We start from the raw sequence: 11534 nt of genomic DNA, 5'->3' as shown, positions 1-11534 counted from the left end.
GTCAACGATAACGCGGGCTGTCTGAAAGAACGCGTCGTCCAGACGCTTTTCGCCGGCAAGCCGGCTCCTACAGGGAATCCCATACGCTTTTGATTTCCACCACTCATCAGGCCGAGCGTTAGCTCGCCTTCAGCTTTTGATCTTGAGGTACACGCCCCCTCGAGAGGCCGAGCGCAGGTTCTGCGCAGTGGGCAACCCGGCATGGATGCCGGGTTAGCCGCCCCCGGCCATGGATGGCCGATGGCGGCGGGCCCACGGAGCAGGACCGGAGCGAGGGCATGCCGAGCCTAGGCGAGGCACTGAACGAAAGGGGCAAGAGCCCTTGGTTACTTGGGGCTCTTCCAAGTGACTCGCCGTAAGGGCGAAACCAATAGCCGCCGTTACCGCAGCAACGGATATGCCCCCATTCAAAACCTCCCGTTAGCGCATGCCCTCCGAACAGCATTGCGCAATCAGGCCAGGCTTTTTTGCAGGTCAACCGCTGGAAATCGACCGCCACGCAGCCTGAGCAAGCTCGTCCCTGTACACCTTCGGACTGCCCTTCACCCGGCCCGACAACCACGTCCTGCAATAGTTGTCTGCCTGACCAATAATCAGCGACAGCATCAATTCAGCCGGAAAACCTTTCAATTCATCGCCTCTGGCCGAATCCGACAGCCATTCCAGCAATTGCTTGTTGCGCATCTTGTTACGGGTAGCCAGTTCGTCCTTCAAAGGCCCCTTGGTGACAGCAAATCGCGCGTGGTACTGGAAACGCGCCCATTCGGGTTGGCTGTCGACCCAATCCACGTAACTGTGCACCAGCGCATACACACCCTCTTGCGTGGTTTTCGCCTCGCTCAAATAGCTGTCGCGCAGCCTGGCCTGATCATCCAGGGCGGTGAAAAACAGCGCGGCCACCAACCCTTCCTTGTTCCCGAAGTGGTGATAAATCGCGCCCACGCTGGTGTCGCATTCGGCGCGGATCATTTCAATGGTCGTGGCCTCGATCCCCTGCTCGTTGAACAGGGCGAGGGCCTTTCGAAAAATATCGCGCTTGAGTTCGGCGCGTCTTCCGGGGTAGCAGCGCTCGAGTAAATCTGACGTTTCCATGCTCAACACAGTCCCAAAAAATCGATGGTGAAGGCAGATGACTGCCATCGGACACGTGGCGACAGGTTGACAGATTTCCCGCCGACAGAATACTGTTCCGCTACAGAACATTATTCTGTAACGGAACACCATTCTGTTTTAAGCCCCTTCAGCGAGGTTTCAAATGAGTCAGTTTCTCAGCATGTTCAACAGCGTGGGCCCGCAAGCATTCAGCAAAATGGCCTGTCAGGTTGCGCCCTACTTCAGCACCATCAACCCGCTGGTCACGGAGTTGCGCAAAGGCTGCGCGACGGTGCAGGTGCCGTTCGCCAAGGAAATCACCAACCACTTGGGCACCGTGCACGCGATCGCGATGTGCAATGCGGCTGAACTGGCGGCGGGAATGATGACCGACGTGTCGATTCCCGAAGGCGCACGCTGGATTCCAAAAGGCATGACGGTGGAGTACCTGGCGAAGGCAAAAACCGACGTGACGGCGGTGGCCGATGGGGGTTCCGTGGACTGGACCACGGAAGGCGACAAGATCGTGCCGGTGGACATTCACGACGTCGAGGGGAAGAAAGTGTTCACGGCGCGGATCACCATGAACGTGAAGCTTTCTTAAACGCTGACCGATTTGCCTGATTGAATGCAAAACAACTGTGGGAGCGGGCTTGCTCCCACAGTTGATTGAGTTGTCTGGATGGGCGCGGTCAGCGCGGCGACTCGCCCAACCGCTCGCGGACAAATTCATTGGCCTTGTGCGTCAATTGATCCAGATGCCGGTCACGCTGCTTTTCCGCATCGAGCATCGCCCGCTTGCCGTGCTTTTGCAGCAGGTACGTATGAATCTGCCGCACCTCCAGCGAGCTGTAGATCGACGCCACGTCGAGCAACCCCATCAATCCGTCAGAGCGATGATCGCGGGTGTTCATCAACACCTGCGTGCCGCGCGTGCCCAGCACCTGAAAGCCCATCGATTCAAACCACGGCACCTTGGCCACCGCGCAGGTCAGCTCGGCATGCGGGTAGCGGCCGACCATTTCCCGCAGCATCCGCCGCGCCACGCCCTGACGCCGATGGCCGGCCTGCACCGCCATGTATGCGACGCCGCACGCCTCTGGATCGTCCTTGATCGGCAGGTACAGCAAGAAGCCGATGACCTGTTCCGGATCGTCCACATCGGTCGCGACCAGCAACTCCACCGCCACCCCTTTCGCCCCGTTCAGCGCCTCCAGATAGAGGTGAACCTCATAGCCGATCGCGTACTGGTAAACGTTGTACAACAGGTTGCTCGGCGGGATGGCGACCATGCTGATGTCGGTAAGGTTATCGACCACCATCTGCAGAATCTGGCTGGTGAGGTGCTCGGGGCACGGGGTTTTGAAATGGGTGATCTGGGGCATTGAGGCTCTGCTCTGACTCTGGCGGCGGACGCGCCTATCATAACGCGCCGACGAGACCGGCGTGGCGTGTCAGTTGGCAGTCATGCCGAGTGACTATGGAAATCAACTGCAGGAGCCGGCTTGCCGGCGATGAGGCCAGCGACAACACCTCCTCACCGGGCGGGGCAATGGGGAATAACACCCTCCCCAAGACTGAGGAATATCCCCCAACTGTTAGCGCTCGTTAACACTTCTCACGCATCTCACTGAACCTAACGCGATGATTTATCTAACAATCTCGTTAGTGGCTCAGCTTTTGCGTCGATTTTTGCGCATGTGCCGACACCACGACACGCCCCCAGAGAACCACCATGAAAAGCTCAGCTCCTGTGAACAAGTCGCCCGGCTTTTTCCGGACGCCGGGCATTACTTTGGTGATGTTGACTGCTTTCAGCTTGTCTGCGGTGAATGCCGCTCCGCTCGATGATTTCGGGCCACCGCCTCCGACCGATCCGTCAGCCTTCCATAACCCGCCTGCCGACCCTAAGGCAGCCCTGGAAGCTCTGAAAAACCTGCCCCCGGCCAATCAAGGTGCCCTGGCCTTGCCCAACGGCGTGTTCGGTGACCGAAACACGCCGCGTGCCGACAACGTACTGCCGCCCGCCGCGCAGACGTCGTTCAACTACCCCACCAACGGCAAACCCAGCCCCTTGTTCGGGGCCGAACCATTCACTCAACAACTGCTGCTGTTTGAAGAGTTCGGCTCAGAAGCACTCGACCCGACTACCCCGCCGCAGACGCTGACATTCCCCGTGCCAACCCTCGGCCCGGCGCCCCAGCAGGATCCGAACAACGTCGCCCGCAGCGGCCCGTCAAGTGCAGCGCTCGAAGCCTTCCTGCGCCAGCCGGGGTTGTCCCCGTTTCCGTCGCAGTTTTCCAATGTACTGGACCGCAACCCGTGGAAGGCGCAGATCGAAGCCTTCCTCAACCGGCATCCGGTGGGCTCGCCGGCGGAGGGTCGGCCACCGGGAAAAGGCTGGTCGCATCAACGCTGGAACGAGTTCTTCCCGCAGGTTCAGTTCAAGACTGTTCAAGCCGGTGCCAGAACCAACCAGGGCCTGCGTGACGCCCAACAATTGCACCACTACAACAAGGGTGAATTCGCCCCCGGCGGGCTCTACTACCAAACCTCGGACATCCCGGCGACAGCGGGCACCACTCGCGGTATCGACGTGCGTTTTCATTCAAGAATGCCGGTGCAGAATCACAACTCGCTGTGGACATTCGACGGTACCGTGCCGGCAAAACTGTTGATGGTCCGCTACGGTCAAGCGTTGCTGATGCGCCATTACAACGCCCTGCCAATCGACCCCGCAGCCAACGCCGGTTTTGGCCTGCACACCCTCAGCACCCACGAACACAATGGGCACTCGCCGGCTGAAAGCGATGGCTTTACCAATGCATTTTTCTTTCCGGGGCAGTTCTACGATTATCGCTGGCCGCTGCAACTGGCCGGCTACGACACGATCAACACCAAGGCGCAGGATCCGCGTGCAGCCTTCCCCTGCTCACCGGGCGAAAAACTCTTCGTCAACGATGTCAGTCCGGGCCTCAAGACCTGCGAAAACGGCAGCATAAAAATCCGTGGCGACTGGCGCGAGACCATGAGCAGCCACTGGTTCCACGACCACATGCTCGATTTCACTGCGCAGAATGTCTACAAGGGCAATGCGGCAATGATGAATTACTACAGCGCTGTGGATCGCGGCAACGAAGCGATCGAGGACGGCGTCAACCTGCGTTTTCCCAGCGGTTCAGCGATGCCTTGGGGCAACCGCGACTACGACGTGAACCTGCTGATCTCCGATAAGGCCTGGGACGAGAACGGCCAGTTGTGGTTCAACCCGTTCAACACCGACGGCTTTCTCGGGGATCAGATGCTGGTCAACTGGCAGTACCAGCCGAGCCTGAAAGTCCGCGCGCGCAGCTACCGTTTCCGCATTCTCAACGGCTCGGTGTCGCGCTATTTCAAGCTGGCGCTGGTACGAGAAATCAGCGGCAATGGCGGTGAATTTCCGGGGCCTGCCGGCTCTGGGGTTTCCTATAATCGGGTGCCGCTCCACCTGATTGCCAACGACGGCAATATCATGGAACACGCCGTGCCGTTCGACGGCAGCATGGACCTGGATGGTGACGGCGATAAGACCAATAACAATGCGATCCTGCCAACCATGGGCATCGCCGAACGTTTCGACATCATCGTCAACTTCTCGAAAAACGGGATCAAGGTCGGCGACAAACTGTACTTCGTCAACCTGCTGGTGCACGAAGACGGCAAGGGCCCGGAAGAACCCGCCCCCCTGGCTGACGTGCTGTCCGAGAAGTACAAGGCCGTCATCAAGCAAACCAGCAATGGCCCGAAATGGGACAGGGGCGACCCGCTGGTTGGCAAATTCCTGCAACTGTTGGTTCAGCCCTACAGTGGTCAGGACGTGGCCATGGACCCGGCAGCCTTTGTGCCTGGCGGCAAGACGATGATCCCGTTGCCCATCGATCGCGACAACCCGAATGACCAGGCCAGGCTCAACGTGGCGCGGCATCGGGAGTTCATTTTCGGTCGCTCCGATGGCACCGATGAAGCACCGTGGACGATCAAGACCGATGGCGGCCCCGGCTTTCCCATGGACCCGCGCCGCATCAGTGCCGCACCGCAACTGGCCAGCGGCCCCACGGACGCCGGGTTCTCCGGCGACGGCACCCTCGAAGTGTGGAAAATCAAGAACGGCGGCAATGGCTGGAACCATCCGGTGCATGTGCATTTCGAAGAAGGCGTCATTCTCAGTCGCGACGGCAAGGCACCGCCGGAATGGGAAAAATGGGCACGCAAGGACGTCTTTCGCATCGGCGAAGGCGTCGACAGTTCAGTGGATGTCGACGTGGCGCTTCAATTCCGCGAGTTCGCCGGCACCTACATGGAGCACTGCCACAACACTCAGCACGAGGACACGTCGATGTTGCTGCGCTGGGATTCCGAGCATCCGGGGCAGTTCCAGTTGATGCCAACGCCGATACCGGGTTGGGACGGCGTCACCTTCGTCAACTCCGTGGCACTGCCGACTTTCCGCACTGGCGTTGACGGCGATGATAATGAAGGCCCGAACAAAAAACCCGTGGCCAACAATGACAGCGCCACGAGCAGTAACGGCCTGCCAGTGACCATCAGCGTGCTCGCCAACGACACCGACCCGGACGGTAACCTGCCGCTCAAGGTTGTCGGCCTGACCCAGCCGGATTCGGGCCAGGGCTCCGTGAGCACCGACGGCATTCGAGTGTTCTATATGCCACCGACCATTGTTGCAGCGCCGTTCACTGCGGTGTTTACCTACGAAGCCAGTGACAACCTTGGCGCCGTCTCGGACAAACCGGCGACGGTATCCGTGGCGGTCAGCGCTGCGGCGGCAGTGAATGAAACGTTGTTGGTCACCCGCGCTTCCGTCAACGTGCGCAGCAACAATCGCTACACCTGGGACGTGACCGGGACGACCTCGCGGGCGGCGGGCAACAGCATCACCGTCAGTGCGTCGACCACCGGCGGCCAGCTCAATCTGGGAACCGCGACGCTCACGCCGAACGGTACGGGGGCACGCTGGAGACTGTCCGTTACCACCACCGGCAACGGCCCGACACCGAGCCCGACCATCACCGTTCGCTCAGCGCTCGGGAAGACCGTTACAGCGCCAATTACCGTGCATTAAAACGGCCACGCTTTGACGTCTGGTCAGCCACACCGCGTCGCCTGAATCGCCAGCAAGCCGGCTCCTACAGGTTCGATGGTGTGTCAGGTGAATACAGATCCTTGTAGGAGCCGGCTTGCTGGCGATGGGGCTTGCGCGGTGTATCAGATACACCGCCATCGCTGGCAAGCCGGCTCCTACAGGTTCGGTGGTGTGTAGGAGCCGGATTGCTGGCGATTCAGGCGACGTGGTGTGTCAGCTCAGCGGGGTGTTACCACTGATACGTCGCGCTCGCCTGAACGGTGCGCTGTGCGCCATACCAGCACCACGAGTAGGAATAGCACGACGCCACGTACTCTTTGTTGGCCAGGTTGCTGGCGTTCACCGCCAGGCGCAGGTTGTCCTTGAGGCTGTTGATGTGCGGGATGTCGTAGTGCACTGCCGCATCCAGCAGCGTGTAACCCGGCACCTTCAGTGTGTTGGCAGTGTCGCCCCAGGAGGAACCGACGTAACGCGCCCCGCCGCCGACACCGAAGCCTTTGGCAACGCCGTCGTGGAAGGTGTAATCCGCCCAGACCGAGGCCGTATGACGCGGCACACCATAGTTGGTGGTGCCTTTCGCCGGCACTGCCGGGCCGACGGCGATGTCGGTCAGCGGCGCGTAGCTCACGGTGCTGTTGGACTTGGTGATGCGGTTGTCCAGATAAGCGTACGCGGCGGTGATGTCCAGGTTGTCATTCAGGCTGGCCTTGCCTTCGAGTTCAAAACCACGGGAGCGCACTTCACCGCTCTGTTCCTGGCAACGCCCGGTGCCGCACAGGTGTGTCGGATCCGGATCAAGCGTCGGCACGTTGCTTTGGCGCAGGTCGAAGACCGACGCAGTGATAAAGCTGTTGCTGCCCGGTGGCTGGTACTTGATCCCCACTTCGTATTGCTGGCCCTCGGTCGGCTTGAACACCGAACCACCATAGCCGGTGCCCGACTGCGGTTCGAAGGATTCGGCGTAGCTGATGTACGGCGACAGGCCGTTATCGAACAGATAGACCAGCCCCACGCGACCGGTGAACGCCTCGCTGTCCAGAGAGGTTTTGGTCTTGACGTTGTTGCGCAAGTTCATCGAGCTGTTGTTGTTGGTCGCCCAGTCGTAGCGCCCCCCCATCAGCAACACCCACTTGTCCCATTTGATCTGGTCTTGCAGGTACAAGCCCTTCTGCTGGTTACGCTGCGTCGCGTCGGTGGTGAACGCCGGTGTGACGACCGGAACACCGTAGACCGGATCAAAGATATCCAGCGTCGGCCCCGTGCCGAAACCGGACTTGGTATCCGTGCTGGTGTTCTGATAATCGCCACCCAACAGCACCGTGTGTTGCACCGGTCCGGTGTCGAATCTGGCCTGCACCTGGTTATCCAGGGTGTAGGCATCCAGGTCGACGTCTGTGGCAATGGTCGACCGGTTGGAAGTGCGGTAATCGGCGCGCAGGTTGCTGTTGTAGAGGCTGCGATAAACGCCTTCGCTGCGCAGGTAACGCGCGTTCTGACGCAAGGTCCAGACGTCGTTGAGGTGATGTTCGAACAAGTAACCGATGGAGAAATACTCGCGGTCACTCTTCTCGAAATCCTTGTCGCCGTCATAGAAATCGACATCGATGTCACGCCCGGTCGGGCTGTGCAACACCGAGCCCCACGCCGGTGTCGAACCGTACGAAGCCGCCTTCGGGTCTTTCTGGAAATGCCCCAGCAGCGTCAGCGACGTGTCATCGCTCGGGCGCCAGGTGAACGCCGACGAAATGGACTGACGCTGGGTTTCGGTGTGTTCCAGTTGACCATCGGCCTCGTCGTACAGACCGGCCAGGCGATAGGAGTAAACGCCTTGGTCGTCGAGCGGGCCGCTCAGATCGAAGGTCGTGCGTTTCTTGTCGAAGGTGCCGTACTCGACGCCGATTTCATGGAACGGCGTATCCAGCGGCCGCTTGCTGACCATGTTCACCACACCGCTGGGGCTGGCCTGCCCGTACAGCACCGACGACGGCCCGCGCAAAACGTCCACGCGCTCCAGATCAAACGAGTCCTTTTGCGGCGAGGCATCGCGACTGCCCGGCATGCGCAAGCCGTCCAGATACACGGCCGGGGAAAAACCACGGATGGTCATCTGATCCAGTCGCGAAGCGGTAGAGCCACGGGTTTCGGGAATCACGCCGGCGGTGTAACGCAAGATCTGGTTGAGATTCTCCGCGCCCTGGGCCCGCATCTGGTCCTTGGTGACCACGGAAATCGACTGCGGTGTTTCGTTCAGCGCCGTATCGGTCTTGGTCGCCGACAGCGCGCGCGTCGCGACATAACCCGCCACCGGGCCGGTCGGACTTTCGCTCGCATACGCGCCGTTGATGTTAGTGGCCTGCAACTCCAGAGAACCTTCGACCGCCTCGGGTGCAGGTTCGATGCGATAGCGCGTGGCCGACAGCGCAATGGCGTTGAGGCCGCTGCCCTGAAGCAATTGGGCAAGTGCGTCGCCGGTGCTGAATGGTCCGCTCAGGCCATTGCTGCGTTTACCGCGCGTCAAGGCCGGGTCGAAGGCCAACACCAGGTCCGCCTGCTCGGCCAGGCTGTTCAGCGCCTGACTCAAATCCCCGGCCGGGATCGAAAAACTGCGGAAAGCACTGGTGTGTGAACCCGCGACCGGCGATTCGGCAGCCAGCAGCGGCGCCGCGACAAAAGCCATCGCCACTGAAAGCGCCAGTGGGTGCAACGGACGAGCAAAGCGAGACATGAGAAATCCTGCGAAATGGAAGGCGTTACTAACCATGACGGCCATGTCGGAAAAACAGACAATGAATGCGAGCGATTTGCATTAATATTTTTTGAAACCCCGAAACCCTGTAGGAGCGAGCCTGCTCGCGATGGCGGTGGGTCAGACAAACCGTGTCGCCTGGATCGCCAGCAAGCCGGCTCCTACAGGTTGGGGTGAAACGGTATTGATGCCCTCCTCAACCTTGTAGGAGCTGGCTTGCCAGCGATGGCGGTGGGTCAGGCAGACCGTGTCGCCGGGATCGCCAGCAAGCCGGCTCCTACAGGGTTGGGGGGTTAGAGGGGTTTGATCACCACCAGCAGATCGGTGAAGTGCTCGACCTGGATCGGCAGGTTGTCCGCCAGTGTCGCGAGTGCAGCATCGGTGTCGTCGAGGCGGAACACGCCGGAGACGCGCAGCCCCTGCAGCGCCTGTTCGTCGTAGCGCACCAGGCCCCGTCGGTAACCGGCGAGGGCCTGAAGCACTTCGCTCAAGGGACGGTCATCGACTTTGAGCAAGCCCCGGGTCCAGGCATCCGGGTGGGCGTTGCCGATGGGTTGCGGTGCTTGCGCCCGGCCCTCTCTGAGGGTGGTTTGCTCGCCCGCCGCGACGTTCACCGCCTCGGCGCCGTTGGCTTTGGCGGCAACGACAGACTCCAGCACACTGACCACGGTCGAACCATCGGCTGTGCGTTTCACCAGATAGCGCGTGCCCAGTGCCGTCGCCGTCCCCTGATCAGTGCGCACCACAAACGGACGCCGGGCGTCCTTGGCCACCTCGACCCACATCTCCCCTTCCAACAACTCGATGACGCGCTGCTGGCCGTCGAACTTCACGTCCAGCGCCGAATGACTGTTGAGCTGGATATGGCTGCCGTCCGAAAGCACCACCTCACGCCGCTCGCCCACGCCGGTACGTTGATCGGCGAGCCAGACCGGCATGTTGTCCAGGCCGATCCAGCCACAGACCAACACACCCAGCAGCGCAATCGCCTGGGCGCCACGGCCCGACACTCTCGGGCCCGGCCGGGCAAAGGCATGCTTGAGGGCAACGCGTGCGGGGGCGGCAGGCAGCTCGTCAAAACCGCCCCACAAAGCTCGCATCCGCTCCAGGGCGAGCGCGTGGCGCGGGTCGGCTTCGCACCAGACATCGAAAGCCACACGTTCGGCGTCGGTAGCCAAATCGTCGTGCAACAACGTCAGCCAGTAAGCCGCCTCAAGGATCATCTGCTCGGAGGGTGGATGGATGTTCGTCACGACGGCTGTTCCGCCCCGTACAAGGTGTTGTAGCAATGGACGAGCGCACCGGCGACGTAGTTCTTGACCGTGCTGGCGGACACTTTCAGTTCAATCGCGATCTCGCTGTAGGTAAGGCCGTCGAGCCGGCTGAGCAGGAACGCCTCGCGGTTCTTGTCTGGCAACCCGGCGAGCATCACAGCGATTTTTTCCAGCGCCTCAAGCGCCACATGGATCGCTTCGGGGTCAGGCATGCCGGCGTCATGCGCCTGGATCGCCAGCGCCTCAAGGTACGCCTGCTCGATCCGCCGGCGTCGGGCCCCATCGATCAACAAGCGCCCCGCCATGGTCGCCAGAAACGCCCGCGGCTCTTTGATGGTGTGAGGCTCGGCGAGGGTGAGCACGCGAATGAACGCGTCATGGGCCAGATCGGCCGCACGTTGCGAACAGCCGAGTTTTTTCCGTAGCCAGCCATGCAACCAGGAATGGTGATCGCTATAGAGGTCGGTGAAGGTCCGCCGACGACGGGCAACGTCGTCATCAGCCACGGAAAAATCGCGCATACGCAAAAATTTCTCAAATAAGAAAGATTACCAGTAGCGCGAACGATGACAGTAAAACCATGGCAGAGCAAGCGACGTAAAGCCGCGGTGAATCAGAACATTGCGCAGGAGGCTAAACAGCTATTGCTCCGGCGCAACCATCCGGAACCTGATGTTGATATCGTCGGAAACCACCGTGTCCGCCCACTCGCCTTCACCGATTTTGAAGTCGCTGCGCTTGAGCGTCAGCTGGCCATCGAATATGCCGATGGCTTTCTGGGACTTCAGCAGGACCGGCACTTGCACCGTGCGCGTTATTTTCTTGAGGGTGAGATTGCCGGTGATCAAGTAACGGTTGTTGCTCAACACTTTTACAGCGGTCGATTCAAATGTCGCCTTCGGATAAGTGGCCGTGTCGAACCACGCGGGCTTTTTCAGCTCTTCGTTGGCGTCACTGCTTCCGGCATCGATGCTGTCGAGCTCGATCGTGAGCACGGCGTGGGCTGCCGAGGGGTTCGCCGTGTCGAAATCCAGCTTGCCTTCGAACTTGCCGAACGTGCCGTAGACCCGTGAGCTGAACTGTTTGTAGGTGAAAGAGATCGTGCTGGCGGTCTCATTCACCTGTTTGTATTCGATGGCATCGGCGCACGGCAACACGCCGAGCGTGAGCGCGACAAGCACGGCGGCGGAACGCGGGAAACGAAGGTTCATGGGATTCTCCGGCAGGACGCCCTGGTGCAGTGAGGTGCTGCACACAAAGGCCAGCCACAGGTGGACTAAAG

8 protein-coding genes are annotated in these 11534 nt (G+C 60.5%); 2 read left to right on the top strand and 6 right to left on the bottom strand.

The window, feature by feature from the left end:
• Positions 1 to 474 precede the first annotated feature (474 nt).
• A complete protein-coding gene (locus KGA82_RS10875) occupies positions 475 to 1092 on the bottom strand; it encodes a TetR/AcrR family transcriptional regulator (protein ID WP_223450327.1) in 618 nt (205 codons plus the stop codon).
• 163 nt (positions 1093 to 1255) lie between these two features.
• On the opposite strand from KGA82_RS10875, the gene KGA82_RS10870 reads away from it, so the two are divergent.
• On the top strand, positions 1256 to 1696 hold the full coding sequence (locus tag KGA82_RS10870) for a hotdog fold domain-containing protein (protein ID WP_223450326.1): 441 nt from the start codon (positions 1256 to 1258) through the stop codon (positions 1694 to 1696).
• Between the two features lie 88 nt (positions 1697 to 1784).
• Here KGA82_RS10870 and KGA82_RS10865 read toward each other — a convergent pair whose 3' ends face one another.
• A complete protein-coding gene (locus tag KGA82_RS10865) occupies positions 1785 to 2477 on the bottom strand; it encodes a GNAT family N-acetyltransferase (RefSeq protein ID WP_008034576.1) in 693 nt (230 codons plus the stop codon).
• A 350-nt stretch (positions 2478 to 2827) separates the two neighbouring features.
• On the opposite strand from KGA82_RS10865, the gene KGA82_RS10860 reads away from it, so the two are divergent.
• Positions 2828 to 6211 carry an Ig-like domain-containing protein gene (locus tag KGA82_RS10860; RefSeq protein WP_223450325.1) on the top strand — a complete coding sequence of 1128 codons (3384 nt, stop codon included), beginning with the start codon at positions 2828 to 2830 and terminating at the stop codon, positions 6209 to 6211.
• Between the two features lie 250 nt (positions 6212 to 6461).
• On the opposite strand, the gene KGA82_RS10855 is transcribed toward KGA82_RS10860, so the two are convergent.
• From KGA82_RS10855 to KGA82_RS10840, 4 genes are all read right to left on the bottom strand, one after another.
• Positions 6462 to 8957: a TonB-dependent siderophore receptor gene (locus tag KGA82_RS10855; protein ID WP_223450324.1), complete on the bottom strand. Its 2496-nt coding sequence runs from the start codon at positions 8955 to 8957 to the stop codon at positions 6462 to 6464.
• A 314-nt stretch (positions 8958 to 9271) separates the two neighbouring features.
• Complete coding sequence (locus tag KGA82_RS10850) at positions 9272 to 10201, bottom strand: FecR family protein (RefSeq protein WP_223450346.1); 930 nt, start codon at positions 10199 to 10201, stop codon at positions 9272 to 9274.
• Between the two features lie 26 nt (positions 10202 to 10227).
• Positions 10228 to 10773: a sigma-70 family RNA polymerase sigma factor gene (locus KGA82_RS10845; RefSeq protein WP_008030859.1), complete on the bottom strand. Its 546-nt coding sequence runs from the start codon at positions 10771 to 10773 to the stop codon at positions 10228 to 10230.
• A 120-nt stretch (positions 10774 to 10893) separates the two neighbouring features.
• Complete coding sequence (locus tag KGA82_RS10840) at positions 10894 to 11463, bottom strand: YceI family protein (protein WP_223450323.1); 570 nt, start codon at positions 11461 to 11463, stop codon at positions 10894 to 10896.
• Positions 11464 to 11534: the final 71 nt, after the last annotated feature.

The organism is Pseudomonas sp. BF-RE-22, from assembly GCF_019956155.1.
In the GTDB taxonomy this organism is placed as follows: Bacteria; Pseudomonadota; Gammaproteobacteria; order Pseudomonadales; family Pseudomonadaceae; genus Aquipseudomonas; species Aquipseudomonas migulae.
This window is presented reverse-complemented; position numbering and strand designations above follow the sequence as displayed.

Coding starts and splice junctions, on each gene's coding strand:
- KGA82_RS10855 (WP_223450324.1), bottom strand. CDS start 8,957: ATGTCTCGCTTTGCTCGTCCGTTGCACCCACTGGCGCTTTCAGTGGCG.
- KGA82_RS10865 (WP_008034576.1), bottom strand. CDS start 2,477: ATGCCCCAGATCACCCATTTCAAAACCCCGTGCCCCGAGCACCTCACC.
- KGA82_RS10860 (WP_223450325.1), top strand. CDS start 2,828: ATGAAAAGCTCAGCTCCTGTGAACAAGTCGCCCGGCTTTTTCCGGACG.
- KGA82_RS10850 (WP_223450346.1), bottom strand. CDS start 10,201: ATGATCCTTGAGGCGGCTTACTGGCTGACGTTGTTGCACGACGATTTG.
- KGA82_RS10845 (WP_008030859.1), bottom strand. CDS start 10,773: ATGCGCGATTTTTCCGTGGCTGATGACGACGTTGCCCGTCGTCGGCGG.
- KGA82_RS10875 (WP_223450327.1), bottom strand. CDS start 1,092: ATGGAAACGTCAGATTTACTCGAGCGCTGCTACCCCGGAAGACGCGCC.
- KGA82_RS10840 (WP_223450323.1), bottom strand. CDS start 11,463: ATGAACCTTCGTTTCCCGCGTTCCGCCGCCGTGCTTGTCGCGCTCACG.
- KGA82_RS10870 (WP_223450326.1), top strand. CDS start 1,256: ATGAGTCAGTTTCTCAGCATGTTCAACAGCGTGGGCCCGCAAGCATTC.